Below are 21,576 nucleotides of genomic sequence, written 5' to 3' on the forward strand. Positions count from 1 at the left end.
AAATAAGGACTTGAGCATGAGTGATACCCACATTCGCGTGGTCGCCGGCCCCGCCAACTATTTTGCTTTCCCCGGTGCGATTGGCCGATTGGCGCAGTTTTATTCCCCGCAGCAATTGGATAACGCGCTGTGGATTTATGGCGAGCGTGCGCTGGCGGCCGCCAAACCCTGGCTGCCTGAGGTGTTTGACGCGCCTAAAGCCCGCAGGGTGTTGTTCAACAGTCATTGCAGCGAAAGTACGGTGCAAAGCATCGTGCAACAGGCGGGGGCGGATCGGCAGGTGGTGATTGGCCTGGGCGGCGGCGCGGTGCTGGACACCGCCAAAGTGGTGGCGCGCCGGCTGGGGCTGCCGGTGGTGGCGATCCCGACCATTGCCGCAACCTGCGCCGCCTGGACGCCGCTTTCGGTTTGGTATAACGAGCAGGGTCAGGCGCTGCGCTACGAAATTTTCAACGATGCAAACCATCTGGTCCTGGTGGAGCCGGAAATTATCTTGCGTGCGCCGAAGGCGTATTTACTGGCGGGCATTGGCGATACGCTGGCGAAATGGTACGAAGCGGCGGTGCTGAGCCCGCAACCGGAACGCTTGCCGTTAACCGTGCAACTGGGTCTGAATACTGCGCTGACCCTGCGCGACGTGCTGCTCACCGAAAGCGAAGCGGCGTTGCAGGCGCTGGCGCATGGGCAATTGAGCGCACCTTTCCTCAACGTGCTGGAGGCGATTATCGCCGGCGGCGGCCTGGTGGGCGGGTTGGGGGATCGTTACACCCGCATTGCGGCGGCACATGCGGTGCATAACGGCCTGACCGCCTTGCCGCAGACCGATGCTTTCCTGCATGGCACCAAGGTAGCCTATGGCATTTTGGTGCAAAGCGCCTTGCTGGAGCAATGGGAAACCGTGACGCAATTGATCGCGCTTTACCGGCGGTTGGATCTGCCGGTAAGCCTGGCCGCATTGGCGGTGGACATTCACGATGACGAGCAGGTTCGGCGCCTGATTGCACGCACGTTGCAGCAGGGTGAGTCGATTCATTTGCTGCCGATAGCGCTCAGCGAGGCCACATTGCGTTCTGCGCTGAACTATGTGGAAGCGCAAGCCGCCTAAATAGCCGCGCCTAAGAGTGCTACAGGTGAGGACACGCCGTGAATCCGTCCATGGAAGCTCGTATCGCGCGTATATGCGTTCAACGGTCGGCTAACCTGCATGCCCCCGCCTGTCTCAGGCTCGGGGTGTGGCGGTACTGAACCAAACCGGAGAAAAGGGCTTTCCCCCAGTTCGATTAGCTTTCAGCGGCGTTATTACGCAACCAGGCTACCGTATCGCCGATCGTTTGTTCTACCGGCCTGAATGTCAGACCCAGTTCCCTTTCGCTTTTGGCATGATTGAAATGGGAGCGGTTGGCTTCTTTGACCATCAAACGTACCGTCGCCAGGCTGAGCAATATCGGCTTGCCGCTGAGGCGGGCATAAGCTTCCTGCAGCGCGGCGATGATATAGAGCAGCGGTAATGGCAAGGTACGCTTTGGCGTTTGAACCCCGGCTATTTTGCCCAGCAGCGGCACCAGTTGCTGCATGGTCATATGCCGTCCTGCAGCCAGGTAACGTTCTGCGCGTTTGCCGCGCTCGGCCGCCAGGATCATCGCTAATGCCACATCTCGCGCGTCAACCACTGAAAAACTGCCCGGCACCAGGCCCGGCAATTTGCCGTTCATCACGTCATTGGCCAACTGGCCGGAAGACGTGGGGCCAAGATCGGCGGGGCCCCACATCCAACCCGGCAGGACCAGGCTGCCGTTCATGTCGGGGTGGCTTTGCAGAAACGCCAGTACCACCTCGTCAGCCAGAATTTTACTGCGGTAATAATCATCGGCATCCTCCGAACGACGCAGACAGGTTTCGTCTATCGGCATGCCCGGTTCACCGTTGAGCACCGCAATGGAGGAGGTATGAACAAAACGGCGTATGCCTGCGCGGTATGCCTGTTCCAACAGGCGCTCCGTGCCGTCGACGTTGATCGCTTTCAGTTCGGGCCAGTGGCTGCCGCCCTTGTAGTTGTCGCGAAAATAAGCGGCGGTATGAAACAGTACGTCACAGCCTTGCAGATGCGCGGCAAAGGCGGCCACATCGGTCATATCACCGGCAATCAACTCAACGCCTTCGACGGAATCGAACTGCCGGCGGCCTTTTTCCAGCGAGCGTACCAGCGCTTTGACGTGGCAGCCTTTTGCAATCAACTCTCTGACCAGGTTATTGCCGAGCAGCCCGGTGGCACCGGTGACAAAAGCCGTTTTCATGTTCATCATCGTTAAAATCTTAAGTGAGTTTCAAAGTTCATATGATATCTTAATTTAGTGGGGCGCATTTAAAATATCAAGTGATATCTTAAATGCGTATCTATGACGCCAAAGCAGCCTAAAGTCGAAGAAAATGAAGACAGAAAAAAAGCGGTTAACCCGCGAAGAAAGCCAGCAGCAAACCCGCGAACAGTTACTTGAAACCGCACGCCAATTGTTTGTCGCCGGCGGTTACGGCGGTACTTCAATCCGGGATATCGCCAGCCAGGCCGGGTATTCCCAGGGGGCGTTTTATTCCAACTTTGCCTCCAAGGAGGCCTTGCTGCTGCAACTGTTACAACGCCATATGGAAGCGGAGGCCACGCAACTCACTGCGTTGGCTCAAAGCGATATCGATACCCCGGAGCGAGTGTTGACGGCGCTGGAGGCTTGGGCGGCGACCCTGAATCTGGAGGCGGACTGGTGCATGCTGTCGGTTGAGCTGCAGTTGCACGCGAAACGCAGCCCGGCCTTCGCCGTGGAGTACAAAAATATCTGGGACGTGCATCAGGCCAAAATCGGCGCGGTGATCGGTTCACTGTTTCAACGGGTGGGCAAAGCGCCGCCGGCGGATCAAAACGAACTGGCGGCGGCCTTTATGGCGATGGCGCATGGGCTGGCTTTGCAGAAGACTGGCACCGGCGCCGATCCCTCCGGCAAATTGATCATGCTGTTTCTGCGCAGCCTGCTGTTTGCGCCATCGGCAACCTGAAATGTCTATCGCAGGCGCGCCGTTCACGGAACGTAAATGATTTCAAAACTCGAGGTTTTGTCGTAATAGGGCGTCATGCCCCCGTCGACGTAATAGACTTGCAGATCATAATGATAAACCAGCTTTTTATCCGGATTGAGGATCAGTTCCAATACCGAGATCTTCACGTTGACCGAATGAGCGGGATGGTCTTTATCCAACTCGACGGTTTGATTGTCGATATTCACCAGAATACGCTTGATCGGACGCGGGCCTGAGGGATCGTAAGCACCGCTGTCGCTCCTGAATTCAACGGTTTTATTGATGTCTACCGGGGCGGACTGTTTGATGAATTCCCGTACTTTGCTTTGGTATTTGGCGTCCAGCGCGAGCAGCACCGGGAGGTTGTCCGGGTTAAAGCCGACGAATTGCACCGTCAGATAGCCCTTGAGCAACAGGTTTTGCGGTGAGCGGTCAAATAACGCATCCCAGATCAGCGCAAACTGTTGGGCGGGCAGCGTGAAGGAATCCACGATGCCGCTTTGCAGGTTGATCAGCGCATTTTTCTCCTCGGTTTTTCCATCGGGCAAGCCCAATTGCAGCTTCAGCGTGTCGGCATTGGCGAACGGCGCCAGCTTGCCGTCCAACTGCGTTTGCGCAAACTGTTCAGCGGCATCGGCGATGCGCGCCTGGTTTACCTTGGGCGAGAGAAAATAATCGAAGGTCACTTTGACATCGTCCAGCGACGTCGCGTGTTCTGCGGCGGCGAAGGAAATCGACAGCATGGGTTTGTCGTCGTCGGCGGCATTGGTGGCCAGCAGGAAGGTATCCGGCAGATAGTAAAGGTAATTTTTGCGGACATAGTCCTGATAATAGTTGTACCACACGTCCTTGTAAGGCATTGGGGTGAGAATCAGTTGCAGACGCGGTGGCGGCGGCACAATGCCCTGGTAAATATAAGGGTAATAGTTCTCGGCAAAATAGAAAATTTTAGGCGAGGTAATGGTGTTGAGAATGCCGTGATCGGTGACGATGGCCACCACCAGCGTGGTTTGCGCGTCGTAATCCGACAGGGCGCGCAGCAGGGCGTCGCGCTGTTCCAGCCGATCCAGATCCAACTGCGCGTGGTAGCGGTTTTCCGTGGCGGTCAGCAGCACTTTATTGAATATCATTTCATCGACGTTGCCGAAGGTACTGAAGGTCAGCACCACATAGGGGACTTGCGGTACCTGCCTGCTCAGTGCGAAATCCAGCGTCATGCTCCAACTGGTGCCGTCGGTACTGGTGGCGATCTGGTAACGGGTTTCCCCCGAAACGATCTCGGTGCAGACCTCTGCGGCCAGATCCTCTGCCAATGTGGCCGGCGCGGCGCGATAGCGCAACCGTTTTGCCTCGGCGTCTGGAAACTGTTCGCGCGCGTTGTCCAGAATGATTTTGTTCAGTGTGACCAGATCATTGAGAAAGGTATTCATGGCTATCCTCAGTGCGAAGGGGGTGGGCCAGAGATCTGAATGGGTTCAGGCAGGCCGAGGTCCAAAGGAAGCGCCCGTCATGCCGCCGGTAAAGCGGGCTTTCCAACCGGTCGGCGGGCCGTTGCCAGCGGGTCAAAGCGTCAATCACGGGCGTGAGTTGCGGGATCCCGCGCTGTCTGGCGTATTCCAGGGCGACGTGCCATTCGTGGGGATGAGCGTAATAGGGCGTCAGAGTGCTAAGCCTGTCGTAGTGCTTGCCGCACCACTGCACGGCCCGGTTCAGCATCTGAAGAATACGCAGGTAGGCCGGTGCCACAACGCCGGTTTCAGCCTTTAGCGTATTGAGCAAGATCAGTGCGTTGGTATTTACGCAGCAATCCAGTTGGCGGATGTCATTGTCGTCCTTCATCCAGGTATGAAAACTTTGGCACTCCGCCCACTGATGTTGCACGGCCGCCAGGCGGGGATCGACCCGGCGGACCTGATAAGCGTTCATGTGCGCAACGGTCTGCCTGAGCTGCGCCAGCGAAATGCGGCCGAACTTGTAAAGCAGTTCGGTAATGATGGCGGTGTCGTCAATGTCTGCGCAGATGCTTTGGTTCGCCATCCATGCAGGATGGGCTGCGGTTGGCCAAAAGCTGAAATGGAACGGCCGGGTTTCGCAGGCGATTAAAAAATCGAGCGCCTTCTCGATATAAGGCGCGGTCTGTGGGGTGTACTTCAGGGTTCGCAATACCTGGGCGGTGACGAAGGCATTTTCATCCCGATGCCAACGGCCATCCGGCGTTCTGACATGGGAAATAAAGGCACCGCTGGCGCACTGCTGCTCAAGCAACGCCGTCAGGTTGGGGCGGGCGTCACTCACCGCTGGGGGGGCCGTTCTCAGTGGCAACACCTCGAATTGCGTGTTTTGCGGGCTGAAAGTACAGCTGATGCCGTGACGGCCCTGCATATCAACCGAAAAACCGACCACGTTGAACTGCAACGGGACCTGCGCGGCCATCGCCCGTTGCAGCAAGGGCAGGGTGTGGCCGCTTTGTGCCGACAGCGCTTGCACGGCAGGAAATACCCGCTGGTTATCGCCAAAGAAACCGGGCGCGATGGTGAACAGCGTAAAACTCTCCAGTGTGCCGTTTTGGTCATAGGCCAGGCTAAAACCGTAGGTGGTGGGTGGAAAACCTTCGTCACTCAACGTGTGTTGCAGTGCGCTATCCAGCAGGGGCGTTAGTGCTGCAAGCCATCCCTCGCAGCCGAAAAAGGCCATGACCGCCGCAATATCTGCGTGGGTGATCAATGCGCTGTGCCATTGAAAGTAATATTCGCGCGGTGAAGCAGGCAGTTCCGGGTAATAGCCGACCATCAGCAACGACAAACCTGCCTGTTGGCAACCGGCAACCGGGTAATCCGCCGCGCCGCCAGGCCATACGGACGCGTCGGGCACTTCGGAATACACTTTAAACTTGACGGCATCCGGCGCATATTTTCGCCCCAGCCAGGAGCCAAATCGCAGCGGCTGCGTACTTTCGCGCTGCATGCGATTGACCGCGTCAAAACTGGCCTCAGCATTGGCGTGCGGGGGAGCGGCGGTGATTCGTTGGCAATGCCGGTAAAAAGCCGCGATCCCGCGATCCTCCGCGTAACGCGGCAAAAAAGGATCCAGCGTGCAGGAAAGCGCCTGCGGTTTAGCCGAGGAGACGGTGAACTCAAGCGGGCAACCGTTATAGGCCAGCAGGCTGGTGTTAAAGGCGGCGGCCAGGCAACCGGAGGCCAGGCGCGCCTGGCTGAAACGGGCGATCTCGGGGGCCAGCGTGGTCCGCAGGTAAGGCGCTTCCTGGCACAGGGCGTTTACCAGGGCGTTCCATGCCGCCGGCAATACTGAGTTATGTTCGGCCATCGTCAGTCACCTAGGCCAGGTTCGGGATAACGATGGCCGGCGGATTTTCACTGCCGTCGCGTATGGCCGTGCCACCACCGACCAAAAGGTAGGTAATCTTGTAGTTAACTACCCAGGGGGTCTCGGTCGGGCAGCGATATTTAAAGGTTTTGCTATCGCTATTATCTTGGCTGAACGGGTACTTCTTGGTTTTCCGGCTCAGTTTATCGTCGATATAGTCCAACTCGACGATCACCTGATTATAATTTTCCCACGAGAATTTCCTGTCGAGGAAGATGGCGATTTCGTTGAACGTCAACACCGCTGCGGGATCCAGGTTCAGCAAGGTTGAAGCCGACTGTGATGGCGATTGGTAGCTGCTGCGGCCTTCCCAGCCGGAAGAGGCGGCGGACCTGAAGACAAACTCGCTTTGAATTTGAAACAGTTCTTTGCTGTCGCGGCTGCGGGCGATGTTCTTGGTCCATTTTCCGTCATCGGCGACAAAGGGCTCGGCGGTGTAAACTTTCTGGTTGTAGGTGAGAGAGAAGGTAGCGGCTTTGATGCCGTACTCTTCGAAACCGTCCGGCCCCAGCACGGTAAAATCGATTCTCTGGAAGAACGGATCGTTGACGTTAACTTCAATAAAGTAGGGCGGTTCTTTTTTTGCCCGCAGGATGTCGCTGCCGATAAAGTTTTGCGGCACCGCAGACTGGCTGAGCGCTTTCGACGAGGTGTAGTTGAAATTCAGGCTCTTGGTTTCTTCGATTCTCACCAGTTTTATTTCCAGCGAGGCGCTCGGGAACAAACCGCCTTTACCGCCTTCTTCGCCGTCTTTACCGCTGGAAATCAGCGAATCCAAAATCGAGTCGCTGGCCGATTTCGCCTGGGTATTGCTGTCGTCATTGGGTTTGAGCGACGCGGTGAAGAAGCTTTTCAGGATCTCCTCTTTAACGAATTGCAGCGCCCATTCCTTTTCCTTCGCCTCCTCTTCGCTCGGCATGCTCTCGGTCACCTTGATGATCAACTTTTGATCCTGCTGCAGCTTCTTGATCACGCTGTCAAAGCCCAACCAAAAACTGGCGGGGGTTTCCACCGGGATCGGGATATTGGCGCCAAATTTAAGATCGAACTCTTTGTAAAGGCTTTCAAACCTGGCCTCGACCTCGACTTTTAACGCCGGGGTGATGCCGGTAAAACTAAGGTTATAGGCCACGGCGGCCGGTGCCTGCGCCTGATTAAACGCCGCTTCGAGGATGACGGCCTGTTCCGGCGTCAGTTTGGCGCTGAAGATGGCGCTGTTATTGCCAAACAGGCTGGGACACTGCGCGCTGATCAACTCGCCGTTGGCACTGCCGACATCAAGCACAAAAAAGTTGACCGTGCCTTTATCATACGGCACCTGAGCTTTGCGGGCATTTTTCGGATCAACATGCAGTTTGCGCAGGTACTCGTTAAAGGCACTGTCCAGCACGGCATCATCAATCGCCGTATTCACCTCAAAGTTAATGTATCCCCCTTGTTGGTCACTGCCATCTCCGGTGTATTTGATCAGTGAAAATACGGGCTTTTCGCCTTGCTGCGCGATATGAATGTCACCGGGCAAATACCAGAACTGGTTGTCATCGGAGTCATCGGCGAAGAAGGTAATATTTTTGATGGTTTCGGTTCTTGCTCTGAGTAATAACATGGCGATTCCTTAATTGAGGTTGGCGATATCGATATCGTCTTGACGGGTTGCGGATTGAACGTACGCGGGTTTTCCCTCGCCTTGGCCCGGTTGGTAGGTGAACCAGATGTCCAGGTTGACGATGAGCCGTTCAGGGTCGATTTGATCGGCGCTGAATCGCTGGGGGGCGTCATCGGATTCGGTAAACTGAAAAACCTGCTGCAGGCTATCGGTGGGTGAATAGGCATAGCTGACAGAAACGATCACCATGGCAATCTGTTGCCAGTCCATGCTGGCGGACAGCCTGAGTACGCGCTGGCGATACAAGGTTGAAAACAGATAAACATCCTGGCTGGTCGGCTCGTTCAGTACGGCGGGAATATGGGGCGAATTGGTGGCGGTGCTGTATTCCTTGCTGACCTCAAACAGATACAAATCAGGATCCGGTAGCATCACCGGGTAGCTGTCCTGCTGTGCCGTTTGGCTAATCTGGTAACTTTTCGAAATGGAGCTGTTCGGCCGCTGAATATGGCGGCAACGCAGCGTGACCAGTACCGATTGATACCAGCTCCAGTCGAACTGGCTCGCCGCCTTGATCACAAAATCATAGCGGCCATAAACGGATTCTATATCCAGATAAACATCGTTCAATTCGGTTTGCAGGCTGTCGGAACTGACGGAGGTCACACCGCCAATTGCCTGATTGAAATAAACGACGAAGCTGTACTCGACCGGCCACAGCATTTTTCCGGTTTTGGGATCCCGGATGCTGGCCACTCTAAACAGTTTTGGGTCGGCATCGTCGCGGCGAAAGTTAAACTGCCGGTTGTTGTCGCCATAACGCAGGCGCGCAACCACCAACTGAATATTGTCGTCCAGCTCGGTGGACAGCAGATTGACCCGCACCTCGCGGAAGGTGAAAAAATCATCCTGCAGATCGCTTTTGGTGATCACCCGGTCGGCCTGGTAATCGGTGCCTTTGACCAGTTCGGCAAACAAGGCCTGCGGATAAAGCGAGCGTTTGACTACCGTGGTTTCAGTCAGTTTTCCGCTTAAACGTCGTTGGTCAATATCCTCAACCGACAGCCGTTGCAGATAAAACCCGGCCTTTGGCTTGGATTGCTGCGGGACTTCGGCAAATACCGGGGTAAAAAATTCGCTGATCAGGATCTGCGTCAGTTCGGCCGCGGCCTGCTTGAAGTGGCCATCGGGGTCCGTGTCCCTGACTTTCACAGTGACCACTTTTTCGCTGATGAGACGCGACGAGGTTTCTTCGATATCGACGGAAAAAATCAACAGGTTGAAACCGACCGACTCTTGCAGGAACTGATAAACCTGGTCCCAGCGGGCTTCCAGCTCAAAGGTGGCTGGGGGGAGCTGTTGCAGATAGTCAATTTTGTAGCTGATGGCGATCGGCGTGGAGGCCGGCGCGTGCATCAGGCTCGCCAACAGCGCAATATCGGCGTCCGGCGGCAATTTGGCCAGCAGATAGCAGTTCTGTTGCTCACTCAATGAGGTTTTGCTGGTTTGACCGGCGATAAAGCCGGGAATGTCCAGCGTGGCGCTGCAGGCAATGGCTTGTAACGGCAATAACAGCGCATCGCGCGGGATATCCGGGCTGGCGTCTGCGGCCTTGCGTGCCGCTTCGGGGCTGCTTTCCAACTGCGTTTGCAGCGACAACATGGCGTAGTAAACCGTGGCCGGTTGGTTGCTGTTCCTAAATATCTGTAGCTGGACGGCGGGCTGGTTGTCGTCATTCACGGTAATACCCGGTGCGGCGGCACAGTAGTAATAAATTGGCCTGTCCGGGTCGGCGCGAATGAAACAGATGTTCTGCACGACCAATTGGTTGTCCATAGCGACCTTCCCATGTGTGACGGTGGAAACAGGGCAAGGCGAGCTTGCCCCGGATTGCCTCAGCCCCTCAAAACGTCACGACCACGATGCTGCTCGTCACTTTTTTGGTGACCTCGTGTTGGTCATTGTCGGCGCCAAAATACACAGTGGCGGTGTAGTTGATTTGCGCCTCATTGTCTTTCTCAGGCTGCATCAGATTGAAGGTCAGGTATTGGGTCATCGATTTGGGATCAAACTCGGTCAAGGCAAAGGATTGGGCCTGCGTGAAATCCCATTTTGGGTAATACACCGTCATATCGAAGGTGATCAGTGAAATATCTTTCTGCGTAGGCTTTAAGATAATGGTGTATTTCTGCTGCTTCGGCAGGGCGTTGGAGATCAGGATTTGGTTGCCGCGAATGCCGTCATAGTCAGGCAACTGCGGGTTGGTTTCCATGCCGCTTGGCACGTAAGTCAGGCTGTCGCCATCCATGACATAGTAATCGGCGGAGTAATAAATCGGTTGTTCGACTTTAGTGCCGATCGGATAAATAAAGGGTTTGGGGGGCGACGACTCCTTGACAACCTGACTGACCAATTTTTTATCGACATTGTTCGCCGAATCGGAATATAGCGTTTTGACCACCACTTGGCTGAAGATTTTCCAACCCATAGGATCCAGCAGCGTCGCTATATCCGCATAAACGATGCCGCACTGCGCAACGTTAATGGTGACAACCAACTCATCCTTGACCTGGATATTGCCGGAATGATAGGGCTTGGCTTGCATGCCGCTAAAACTGACGGTATAGGAGTAAGAAAATGAACGGCCCAATTCGGGTTTGATATACCATTTGCCGGTTTTTTTCGGCTTGGTGTCACCCGGGGAAAACTGCAGGGTGCTCTGATTGTCTTTGTCGTAGACGGCAGTTACCACGATATTGGCAACGTTATACTTCGCCAGATCGTCGGTGACAAAGAATTCGGGCTGCAGGTATTGGTAGAACGGGTCATTGAGATCGTACTCTTTAAAGTACTGGTCCAGATGTTCTGAGCCGACGATGGACTGGATCGACGGCAACTGGGCCTGCGGCGCAATGGAAAACGACACCACCGAGTTCTCATCGTAGACCCGGGTAAAGCTTTTGGTTTGGTTGAGGCTGGATTTGAATTTATCAAAGCCGTCGGCGTCATTAAGCAACTCGAGGCTCATGTCCAACCCGGTTTGGCTGCTGAGGATTTGCTCAACCTGTTTTTGTCCCCAGTCGCGCAGGCCGTCTTTCCATTTAATGTACTGCTCTGGCGTCATGCCCATCTCTGCTGCGGTCAGGCCGATTTCGACGTTGATGCTAATGGCGCCTTTTTCGATATATTCGCGCTCGATCTTTTTCTCATCGGCCGACCAGGTGTGGTAGGAGATATCTTGTGTCACCGACTTGGTGATCTCGCTGTCGTAGCTGACCGTTACCTTTGCCGCCGGCAGGGAGGCATCCAGGTTGAAGTCAAAGCGCACCGCGACACTTGAGTTTTCATTGGTACCTTGCAGCACTTTTTCGAATAGGGTGGCGCCTTCGCCGGTTAGCGACAGGCTAAACACGGTGTTGTTGTCCCCCAGCCCGGAAGGCGACAGTGTAGTGGGGATTTGGCGATGGAATTTACCGTCGTTATCCAGAATCAACGAGGCCTGCGCCGACGTAAATCGCGGTTGCAGCAGTTTGATTTTAGCCGCATCTTCCGGCATTAACTCGTTGAGGAACTGGTCATTGCCTTTGCCGCTGTCATAGAGCGCCACAAATTTGGCGGCCTGAGCGTCGTCCAGCCCCGTATTTTTCAGCGCCGTGTCCATAGCCGATTTTTTGCTCGGATTTTCAGGATCCGCTACGTAAGCCTGCTCCGCTTTAACATACTGAACAATCAACGTGGATTTCGCCTCCAACTGTGTTTGAATGTTGCCAAACAACTGGGCGCGGATCTTCTCTTGCATGTCCAATTCAGGGTGCGGCAGCATGACGGTAAATTGCGTATAGCCGCCTAGCGTGTCTTCGCCGCGATACTTGTAGAACATAAAGCTTGGGTTGTTCGGTCCCCTCGCGACAAATACCGGGATTTCCGGTACCACGTAATAAATATCCTTGTCGACACTGTCGCCGTAACAGGTATAAGCATATTCCGTGATGCCGAGATATTTGGTCACGGCGATCTTGACCGATTGCTGCAAAGCGGTGGTTAACATAGGGAATTCCTCTTGTTTATGTCACTTGTTGTATTGCAGTTTGACGGGGCTGACGGTGGCCTGCTGCGGGCCAGAGTCGTAGGTTTTGGGGAACAGCGACGAGGTTTTTCCTTGCCAGTGGTAATCGATTCGGCCGTTTAGTCCGGCTGCATGGGCATTGATCCACCAGTTGGCCTGCCATTGCTGGTTGGCAAACGCGAAGCTGAAGTTTTGTTTTTTAACCTGGCCTGCAGGGACATAAGTGGCCGTGCCGTTAATCGATTTAAAGCCGTCCTTCAGGTGCCCGGCTTCAAACAGCACGCTGTAAAAGCCCAGGTCTTGCGGGGTGAGCGCGACCGCGTCTTGCCAGCCGAATTGGCTTTCATAGCTGGAGTAGTCGGAAAACGTCACTTTGAGGGTGATGTCGCCGACCGCCGTTTCGGTCTTTAAGGTCACCGGCGGGAAATTGGGCCACTGCATCGGCGTTTGTTGGCCCGCCCAACGCAGTTCGATAGACATGATGTTGAAACCGTTCGGGTTGAACCCCAGGCTGACCAGGCACTGGTGGTGCTCGATGGGTTTGTCCGGTCGGCTGGGTTCCGGCAACGGCGTTGGCGTAAAGGTGATAATGCTGTCGGCGGGCAGTTGGCCGAGCAGGGCAGCGATGTCTTGTTGCTGCGCCAGCAAATAGCGTTGCGGCACGCTGTTGCTGTAGCTGACGTCATAGCTGAGCTTGTTGGGGATCTCACCCACCGAGTGGATGTTGCGTAACGTGTTGCTGACCAGTTGCGACGCGGTTTTCACCAACGAATCCCTTACCAGCTGACGGGTCTGTTCCGAGGGGGTATTGTCAAACTGCTCAAGCAGGGTGATCACGCCGGCGTCAATCTGCTGGTTGAGCAACAGGGCGATAGCCTCCGGTTGGCGCGCCTGTTCGTTGAAGGCCAGGGTTAAAAACGCGACCCAGTCCGCATCCAGGCTGGCGGTGGCGCGGCTGCTGACGCTGAACTGACTGTGCGTGACCAGGTAAACCTGGTTTTTGGCCCCGCGAATGGCGTTGTCCAGCAGGCCGGCTTCAGCGTGGGTCAGCGGCATTTTTGATTGTTCGAACTCGACGTTATAGCTGTCTGACTCCGGCTGGCGGACAAAGCGCAGGAATAACGATTGGCGAATATCGCCTTGCGCCAGGCTGATTTTCCCCGGTGCCGGGATGAAATGCCGGCGGATATAGGCTTCGATCGCCGCCGTATCGACCGGCATGTTTGGCGCGATAAAGGTTGCAAGGCCCCCGCCGGGGCTGGTCAGCAAATGCAGCGCGCTGACTTTGCCTGCCGGGGTGTCCAGCACCACCTGCGGGGTAAAGCTGCCGTAGGTGTAACACTCCGATGGCAAGGTTTGATCGTGAAACGCCAAGGCTCTGCCGAGCAGGAAAAAATTCTGTAACGTTTGTTGGGGATTCAAAAAGTCAGTCATTATTTTTCACCCTTGATATCAATCGTTTGATCGCCGGTCACATAGGGCGACCATGAGCCCGTAGAGGTTTTGTAACGAAATCCGGCAGCAAAAATAGAGGTGACATTCCATTGATATTCGAAGCTGTCCTGCTGGTGGGTAAAGGTATGCTCCGACGTTCGGGTTTCGTTTTGCGGCTGAAAGGTCACCACGGCTTTAAGCATTTCGGTGGGCAGATGGGCGGTGATCCGCGCTCGTTGTGCACCAAACTGCGGGAAACTGTAGGCACCGATGGTGGTGTCCTGGGTTATTGGCATGGGGAGCGGCACGGCCTCGCTGCCGGATAAGGAATACGCCGTCGCATCGGCATAGGTATCGTCACCGAGGATCGGGCAACTGAAATAGGGCGTTGCCGTCGTTAACGCCAGCTCCTGCAGCCAGCCGGCAGAGTGGTAAAGGCCGCCAATCCGGCTTTGCTGGGTAAACCCCGGGTCGATGCTGATGGTCAGGAAACGGCAGGGCAGCGCGGCGTAATCCAGTACCAGAGCGCGATTATCACTGCACCGCACTTCACTGCTCAGGGTGCAATAAGCGCCATCCTTCGGGTAGTTAACGCGGATTTGGTAGAGGAACGCTTGTTTGTCCAGTGCGCTGTTATGGAACCTGAAGGTCAATCGACTGCTGTCGGGAACCAGTAATTGCGTTTGCGTCTGCTCAAGCGGGTAAATATCGCCCGCCGGCACGGTGAGCTGAATGTCGATAAAGACGTTACTTTTCAACCCAAGCGGGAAGGCGTAAAAGACGTCGATCTCCAGTTCGCCCGCCGGTAGTGGCGGGGCAGTGGTGCGATGGATAATGGTATCGGGCGAGACCTTGGCAATTTGCTGGGCGGCGGCAAAAGGATCCAGCAAAAAGCAAAGCGGCCGCCGGCTAAGTACTATCCTATCCAGGTTGAAGATCACCCGGCCGCCTTGCGCCGGCAGGCTCAGGCAGATCATGGCCACGTTACTGGCCGGTGGGCCGGCGTAAGGCGAACCCAGCAGGTTGCAGAGCCGATCAAGAAACGCCTGGCTGAAAAGCAAGGTTTCCTCGGGGGCGTCAATCGGCAGCGGCGGGGTGATTTTCAGCGGCAGCCGCGCGATATTCTGGTACAGGTATTGGGTCAACAGGCCATAGTCAAAGGCTACGCGATCGCCCTCAACGGGGTGTGCGCCTTTGACCCCGGCGGCCAACTCGAGCATCAGCGCTTGGGGATCAAACTCGATGGCATAGGCGAGACGTGGCGATACCCCTTCGACAAAGCCGTCCAGCCGCGCATTAAAGCCGAGGGTGTCATCGAGCAGCGTTTTCTCAATGAGTTGGGTGCTGGCAGAATTCAGCAAAATAATAAACTGGATGCACTGTGCCGAATACCAGGTGGCATCATAGCTTTGCCCGCTCAGGGCGCTGTGATACTCGATAGGCACGTCAAACCCCAGGCTGCCGGGCAACACCGGCAGCACCCTTACGGCTTTATCCGGGTATTGCTGTTTGAAGTCCGTCAGACTTTGCTCGCCGGCAAATTGCAGTTCGGTGGTGAAGTTCAGCCAACCATAAATGCTGTCGGTGCTGACACTGCGGACAATATCCAGCGAGAAGGCCAGTGGGTCTGCCGCCAGAATGCTGACGGATTCCGGGTATAAGAAATAGGCATCATTTTGCTGATAGGTGGCGATAAACCTTTGGCTACCGCTGATGATAATTTGCTGAAAATCCGGATATCCCTGGTACATGATATTACTTACCCGCCAGATTGAGATGGTTTTGGTAATCTTGATGCCATTCTTGAGGCAGTTTGCTCAGGATATTGACCGGTCGCCGATGATATTCATCTTCACAAACCCTTTGCATCAGATTATCGCCGACCAATATGCCATTGGCATAGAACGTATTATTGTCGTAAGGCATACTGTCTACCGGCGTATCTATCGGTAATTGCAGGTTATAAACCTTAATGTCACCTTCTTTTTGCACCAGGCTGACAATTTCAGCCTCTCCATCCAGCGTAATAACCCGGCTGGCGTGATTGAGTTCTCGCGCCATGACAATGCCTGCCGATGTGATAAAAGGGTGCCCAAGGCTGGCGGTGATATTTTTTATTTTATTGCCGTTGTCTCTCAGAGTGATTTCAACATAATGGCGTTCATGACCGGCGGTAATGGCATCAATCCTGAGTGCGTGGCCATTACGCGTTCGTATATATTCGCCGGCGCTAATGTCGGTAATGAACTTCTCGTTGCCATCCTGCATCAGGATTTTTGTATTCTCACCCAGGCAGCCATAAACGATGCACATGGGCTTTAACGGTGCGGTATTTAAAAAGCGTTGGTCCGGTTCAAGGTTTTTGGGGGCATTGGTAATAAATGCAACGATGTTTCTGCCCTCGACGTTCAGATTGACTCTGAATACATAATAAACCCATTCGCCAGATTCAAAATCAACCTGCTTGAACTTTAACCAATTAAGATCCCAGGAGAGGGTATCGCCATTAATTTGGGTGTTGGGCGAGTTAAAAATATTTAAATCGTCATAAGGCGTTACGGGATCGCCGCCGGCACGGGTGCGTATCAGATAAATAACATTCTTTGCGTTTACCGGCTGGCCGGCATTAAGGTCTATTTTTCCGTTATAGGTGATGGCGCCTTTAATCGGCACCCTGACGGTACCGTCGCCATCATAGGTATAACGATAGTCGCAGTCTGGCGCATCACGGGTTAAACAAATCTTTATGGCGTCCTGGTTATAGAGACTGCGCGGTGAATCATTGTAAATACTTTTAGGGTAACTTTGCGTAGTAATAATTTCCGCGCCATAAAAGGTATTTTGGTCAATAGTCTGCGCGAAGGTATAAATGACCGTGACCGGAAAATCACCGGTGAGCTGGCTTTGCGGATAATCGCCATTCGCAGTGATTGCGCAATCTGCGGTGTAAACGTAGGCCTTGTTGGATGTCACCTGGCCAACATTGGTCGCCTCGGCGTCAAACAACCCGAGGGTCTGCGTCACATTGCTGGCAGAAACCGGCAAGGAGCCAATGGCATCTGCGCGATAGCTTCTGCCGTCGATGGAGTCTAACCGCACTATGCTGTAGACCGGTTGGGCGTAGCCGTTGCCGGCCTCGCTCAGCCGGCCTGCGGTGCGTTTACTCTGTTTCGATTGTTGCCAGACTTGGGAGAATTGCGGCGAAGCACCCGGAGTGACCCCCGCAAGTCTTAGTTGGATATCGTAAAAATCGACCAATAATGGATTGCCTGGTTCAATAATAAATATGCCGGTATTGCTATACTGGTTGATAACCGCTTGAACAATACTCTTTTCATATGGCGTATAATTTTGCGTAATCATAATATCAGGCACCCAATAAAATTCTGGCACTGTCGTGCGAAAGTGTCGACGGATAAAATAATTGGCGACAAATAGGGTTGCGGATTTATTTACAGGTTGCTTTGCAATAGGAATAAATTGCGCTCAAACTGTCGGAACCAAGATAGGCTTCAAATTCACCCTCGGTCGGATCGATATTGGGGTCCGCGGTCATACTGAAAAGTTCTTGAGCAAACATGTCTTTGGTGGCGGAAGGTTTATTTTGAAAGTAGGCTTTTAATTTCCCTTTGCTCACCTTGCGTATCCATGCGAACTCACCGCCAAGGGTGACCTGGCCGGTGAAGATAAAATCGTTGCTGGTATAAACGCTGATATCATTGGGATAAGCCTGATAACGAACAACCTGATTGACTTCAATATTCTTTAGGGTTTCTTCCCAGGTTTCTCTTTTTATCACGTTTAAGGCAAAGTTCTTGCCGTCAACCGGGCCGTCTTTTGCATCTGCGGTTCCCCCAAATAACATGGGGCAACCTCTGGCGAAACCGGTGGCTTTCAAACCTAACAGAATAAAGTCGTTATTCCCGACAGCTTTTGGATTACTGTCAAGAATGACGTATTTTTTAATGGGCATAGTCAAATCCTTATACGCTTGTGAGTATAAAAATAGAATATATTTGCTGGTCGGGAGCGGTGATTTACTCACCTTCAACAATAGCAATGGCGACTAAAAAATCAACTGACACATAAAAATAAATGAAGTATTTTTTTGTGGCTATCGAGATAACCAAACAAATCACCACGTTAAAAAAACAGATGAAAAATCTTTTAAATAATCAAAAAAAGAGGATGTGATTGTTCCGTTTTTGTTAAATGCAAGCGTTAGACGTATGAAATCAACGCATTGGAAAACGGCTTTTTTTGAAAGGGGTAAGTGGCTTGTCATTAACTGTAATTGTTAGCAATGCAATTAATCTATTGCTTGGGAATTTATTTATTAATGGCATTTATGCAAAGGAGGGTTAACAGAAGAAATAGCGATAAAAATAGATCAACAGTCATATTTATTCCAGGATAATTATATGCAGGTGCAATGAGCATTCAGATCCTTTCGAACGGCCAAAACTCGCGAAGCGAGCCAGATCTCGATTCGAACAGGTTAAATTTCCAGCAGAGAGGCTGGGGAGAATGTTGCTTCGGACTTAATCCGGAGGAAACATATGTGAGCGTTCTGCTCGGGGTGTGCGTCAAGGGCTGCGTTGGGTTCTCTCCGCAGTGTTCCCCTGAAGGTGAAAAAGCCACACGAGGCAGGTTCGATGAAGGGGCGGCGCACCGCCCGGCAGTAAACCCGCCCCTTTGTCCGGTTGTTAAACCCCGGCAACAGACTCGCGAACGAAGTCTTCATAAGTGCGCAGCGGGTGCCCGATGATAGTCTGAAGCTGTTCTACGGTGCCTTCAGCGGCTTGCATGCCGAACGCCTGGATGCCTGCCATCATCAGACGCATGTCATAAGCCAGCCAGCTGGGACTGTATGAAGTGAGTTGGTCTTCGAAAGCCGCGACGTCATCCCCTCCGTATAGGATCTCCCGCCCCAGGGCAGAACTCCATATTTTCGCCACGGACGTACCGGTAAGCGGTTGCGGCCCAATCAACTCCAACGTTACGCGTTCCTGCGCAGACGATGCTCTGTCGCGTCGCAGCAACTCAGCCACGGCGACATCCGCGATATCTCGCGCATCAATCATTGAGACGCCTGCCGAGCCGATTGGCATAGGGTATACCGCGTAGTTCTCAATCGTCTGTTGAACCCTGTGGTCGTTTTGCATGAAGTAAGCCGGGCGCAAAATGGTTGCGGGAATGTCGTGACTTTCGATCATGCGTTCAACCGTGTGCTTGCCGGTAAAGTGCGGGACGTCAGTAAACTGGTCGGCATGAATCACCGACAGGTAAACGATGCGCTCGATGCCCGCTTCGCGAGCGAGGTTCAGCGCGATCAGGGCTTGCGTAACCTCGTCGGGCGTAACTGCATTAATCAGAAACAGCGTACGCACCGAGGACAGCGCGGCGCGCATCGAGGCGACCTCGGTGAGGTCTGCAACGACTTCCGTGACGCCAGCCGGGAACGCACGCTTACCTGCCTGGCGGACAAGGGCTTTGACCTCGGCGCCTGCGTCAGTCAGGCCCTGAGTGATGAGTGAACCAATGGTGCCGGTGGCACCGGTAACGAGAATGCTCATGTTTGAAACTCCTGCAGAGGTATAGGGTTAACGAGAGAAGTCCACAACGACCTTGCCGGTCCGTGAAACAGTACGATTGCGTTCTATTGCTTCGGGAATATCTGCAAAGCCCACTACGCCGCCAATTCTGGACTGAAGGATGCCGTCGGCGACGTCTATGGCCAGTTTTTCCAGCAATTCGGGATCGGGCTTATTCATAAACCAGAGGCCCCGGCGGTTTTCCGGCGTGCGGGTCAGAATGTCCGGCGACGACGTGCCGATCACAACGCCGTCCTGCGCCAGTACCTGCCAGGAACGGTCCAGCACTTCCCCCCCGACGTAGTCGAGCACCAGGTTTATGTCCTGGGCGACGTCTTCGAAACGTTGAGAGTGGTAGTCGATGACACAATCGGCGCCGAGGCTGCGCACAAAGTCCAGATCGGCCGTGCCCGCAGTCGCGAAGACCTCGGCACCCGCCCGTTTGGCAAACTGCACTGCGTAGGCACCCAGCCCACCGGCCGCGCCATGAATAAGGATTCGCTGGCCCGGAGAGAGCGGTCCCGCGTGGTGTAAGCTGTTCCAGGCCGCGACGGCGGCCACGGGGATGGCGGCGGCATGGACATCGTCCAGACTCTCGGGTGTCGGGGAGAGGCTGGTTTCATCGATCGCCACGAACTCGGCGTACGCGCCCAGTCCTGCCATTGCGCCCATGACGCGGTCGCCGACGCGAAAGCGAGAGGCATCGGGCCCGACAGCCTCGACGATCCCCGCCATCTCGGCGCCCAGGATAATGGGGAAGGAAAGCGGAAAGGCATTTCGTACCTGGCCTTCACGGACTTTCCAGTCAATACCGTTTACGCCAGCGGCCTGAACCCGAACCAGAACCTGGCCTTGTCCCGGTGCCGGTTTTTCGATCTCGGCCACTTCTGTGGCATCGGCCCCGCCGTAGTGACGGATCAGTACAGCGCGTTGTATGTTGTTCATTGCTGTTCCTCGTATCAGGTTTTGATAGCGAAACAGTATTCCGTTGCAATTAAAAAACGAAGATCATAAAACCTAGACACCTTGTTTCAAAAATGGAACGCCATGAACCTGAACGCGCTGTCTGATTTTATACTTGTCGCAACGAATGAAGGGCTGGGGAAGGCAAGCCGTGCGAGCGGCATTTCCAAAGCCACGCTATCGCGACGGATCGCCGATCTTGAGGATCAATTGGGTGTGAGGCTGATCGAGCGTAGCGCTCGCGGTTTGAAGCTGACCGAAGCCGGCGAGATGCTGATGTCCCGAACCGAAGGCCTGCTGAGTGAGGTAACCGAAGCCATGACGGCGGTCGGTGACGGTGTTTCGACGCCTCGCGGACGTTTGCGCGTAGCGGCACCCGTTCTGTTTTCCCAGCTTTCGATGGGGCGCATTGGCGCCGAATTTTGTGCGGCCTACCCGGAAATCGAGATTGAGATCGTGGCGGAAGATCGCATGGTGGATCTCGTCGAGGAACAATTTGACGTCGCCATTCGGATCAACCCCAGTCCAGACAGCAATTTGGTCGGGCGGTGTTTCGCCAAAGACAGGCTGGTTGTCGTGGCCGCGCCTGGAATACTCAAGCCGGCACCCGGCGCAATTAGACCCGTTCCCAGCATCGTAACCTCGAATTTCCAGCTTACCCACTGGAGTCTCGATGGCGGGCAACTGGTCCTGGAGCCGATCCCAAAGCTGCGCTTCTCTTCGTTGCTGATGGTTCGGGATGCGGCTATTGCCGGCGGTGGCGCCGCCCTCATTCCGCAGTCCATTGCATGGAACCAGCTTGCCCGTGGCGATTTGGTTCAGTGGGGCACCATATCGGGTGCAGAGCGAACACTTTGGGTATTGCATACCTCCAGGCGACTTGCTGCGCCAAAGGTTCGCGCCTTCGTCGATTTCCTGTGCGCCAGATACCCGGACATGTCGTTGGTTCTGACGGGGTGACGTTACAATACCGATACGTATCGCGGATAATAAAGACAAGTATCTAACGTTTTGACCCTCTGGATAAAAAGGGAATTACGATGAAGAGAGAGACATTATTCAGTTATGCCCGGGAACATTTTAAATCTGAGCCGGAATATCTCTGGAGCAAGCTGCCGGGTTATGCCGTACTTCGCCATCATGACGGAGCCAAATGGTTCGGTCTCGTGATGAATATACCGGGTACAAAGCTGGGTCTGAAGACGGAGGATGTGTTAGACGTCCTCGAAGTGAAAGTCAGGCCGGAGTACATCGGCTCGTTGCGTAAAAAAGAGGGCATTTTGCCCGCTTACCATATGAACAAAGAGCACTGGGTCAGCGTGCTTCTTTCCGGGCCGCTAACGCCAAAGGAAATACATGAACTGCTTGCCGACAGCCATGATCTGACATCCTGACAACATCATTCAAAAAACAAGATGCGCGTGCTATCGCAGACATCGCGGCGGCTGAACGGCTGCGTCGCG

The 21,576-nt window shown here is 54.3% G+C and carries 16 protein-coding genes; 4 read left to right on the plus strand and 12 right to left on the minus strand.

The window, feature by feature from the left end:
* Positions 1 to 16 precede the first annotated feature (16 nt).
* A complete protein-coding gene (locus ACTJJ1_RS05715; RefSeq protein WP_440832729.1) occupies positions 17 to 1,105 on the plus strand; it encodes an oxidoreductase in 1,089 nt (362 codons plus the stop codon).
* Between the two features lie 175 nt (positions 1,106 to 1,280).
* Here the strand turns inward: ACTJJ1_RS05715 and ACTJJ1_RS05720 are convergent, their stop codons facing one another.
* Positions 1,281 to 2,303, minus strand: coding sequence for an SDR family oxidoreductase (locus tag ACTJJ1_RS05720; RefSeq protein ID WP_409442589.1), 1,023 nt, complete (start codon positions 2,301 to 2,303; stop codon positions 1,281 to 1,283).
* Between the two features lie 124 nt (positions 2,304 to 2,427).
* Here ACTJJ1_RS05720 and ACTJJ1_RS05725 point away from each other — a divergent pair, with 124 nt between their 5' ends.
* On the plus strand, positions 2,428 to 3,045 hold the full coding sequence (locus ACTJJ1_RS05725; RefSeq protein WP_006325179.1) for a TetR/AcrR family transcriptional regulator: 618 nt from the start codon (positions 2,428 to 2,430) through the stop codon (positions 3,043 to 3,045).
* A gap of 23 nt (positions 3,046 to 3,068) precedes the next feature.
* On the opposite strand, the gene ACTJJ1_RS05730 is transcribed toward ACTJJ1_RS05725, so the two are convergent.
* The 11 genes from ACTJJ1_RS05730 to ACTJJ1_RS05780 form a co-directional block, all read right to left on the minus strand.
* Positions 3,069 to 4,496 (minus strand): hypothetical protein, encoded by a 1,428-nt coding sequence (locus ACTJJ1_RS05730; protein ID WP_006325180.1) that lies wholly within the window; start codon positions 4,494 to 4,496, stop codon positions 3,069 to 3,071.
* Positions 4,477 to 6,390, minus strand: a complete 1,914-nt coding sequence (locus ACTJJ1_RS05735) for a hypothetical protein (protein WP_440832731.1) — start codon at positions 6,388 to 6,390, stop codon at positions 4,477 to 4,479. The genes ACTJJ1_RS05730 and ACTJJ1_RS05735 overlap by 20 nt, the downstream gene beginning before the upstream one ends.
* A gap of 10 nt (positions 6,391 to 6,400) precedes the next feature.
* A complete protein-coding gene (locus tag ACTJJ1_RS05740) occupies positions 6,401 to 8,056 on the minus strand; it encodes a hypothetical protein (RefSeq protein ID WP_062790880.1) in 1,656 nt (551 codons plus the stop codon).
* 9 nt (positions 8,057 to 8,065) lie between these two features.
* On the minus strand, positions 8,066 to 9,892 hold the full coding sequence (locus ACTJJ1_RS05745; protein ID WP_440832733.1) for a hypothetical protein: 1,827 nt from the start codon (positions 9,890 to 9,892) through the stop codon (positions 8,066 to 8,068).
* A gap of 67 nt (positions 9,893 to 9,959) precedes the next feature.
* The gene (locus ACTJJ1_RS05750; protein ID WP_409442593.1) at positions 9,960 to 12,104 is read right to left on the minus strand and encodes a hypothetical protein; all 2,145 of its coding nucleotides are present in this window, start codon (positions 12,102 to 12,104) and stop codon (positions 9,960 to 9,962) included.
* Between the two features lie 21 nt (positions 12,105 to 12,125).
* Positions 12,126 to 13,556, minus strand: coding sequence for a hypothetical protein (locus ACTJJ1_RS05755; RefSeq protein WP_440832735.1), 1,431 nt, complete (start codon positions 13,554 to 13,556; stop codon positions 12,126 to 12,128).
* Entirely contained in the window at positions 13,556 to 15,307 is a 1,752-nt protein-coding gene (locus ACTJJ1_RS05760) for a hypothetical protein (protein WP_440832737.1), read from the minus strand. The genes ACTJJ1_RS05755 and ACTJJ1_RS05760 overlap by 1 nt, the downstream gene beginning before the upstream one ends.
* 4 nt (positions 15,308 to 15,311) lie before the next feature.
* Positions 15,312 to 16,919, minus strand: a complete 1,608-nt coding sequence (locus tag ACTJJ1_RS05765; RefSeq protein ID WP_440832739.1) for a hypothetical protein — start codon at positions 16,917 to 16,919, stop codon at positions 15,312 to 15,314.
* Between the two features lie 85 nt (positions 16,920 to 17,004).
* Positions 17,005 to 17,529: a hypothetical protein gene (locus ACTJJ1_RS05770; RefSeq protein WP_006325192.1), complete on the minus strand. Its 525-nt coding sequence runs from the start codon at positions 17,527 to 17,529 to the stop codon at positions 17,005 to 17,007.
* 733 nt (positions 17,530 to 18,262) lie between these two features.
* Positions 18,263 to 19,132, minus strand: coding sequence for an NmrA family NAD(P)-binding protein (locus ACTJJ1_RS05775; RefSeq protein WP_440832741.1), 870 nt, complete (start codon positions 19,130 to 19,132; stop codon positions 18,263 to 18,265).
* Between the two features lie 27 nt (positions 19,133 to 19,159).
* On the minus strand, positions 19,160 to 20,095 hold the full coding sequence (locus tag ACTJJ1_RS05780) for an NADP-dependent oxidoreductase (protein ID WP_440832743.1): 936 nt from the start codon (positions 20,093 to 20,095) through the stop codon (positions 19,160 to 19,162).
* A gap of 102 nt (positions 20,096 to 20,197) precedes the next feature.
* On the opposite strand from ACTJJ1_RS05780, the gene ACTJJ1_RS05785 reads away from it, so the two are divergent.
* Entirely contained in the window at positions 20,198 to 21,073 is an 876-nt protein-coding gene (locus ACTJJ1_RS05785) for a LysR family transcriptional regulator (protein ID WP_325986549.1), read from the plus strand.
* Positions 21,074 to 21,153: 80 nt separating this feature from the next.
* Entirely contained in the window at positions 21,154 to 21,507 is a 354-nt protein-coding gene (locus ACTJJ1_RS05790; RefSeq protein ID WP_440832745.1) for an MmcQ/YjbR family DNA-binding protein, read from the plus strand.
* Positions 21,508 to 21,576 lie beyond the last annotated feature (69 nt).

It is taken from the genome of Serratia sp. 22264 (genome assembly GCF_052045345.1).
Classification (GTDB): Bacteria; Pseudomonadota; Gammaproteobacteria; order Enterobacterales; family Enterobacteriaceae; genus Serratia; species Serratia plymuthica.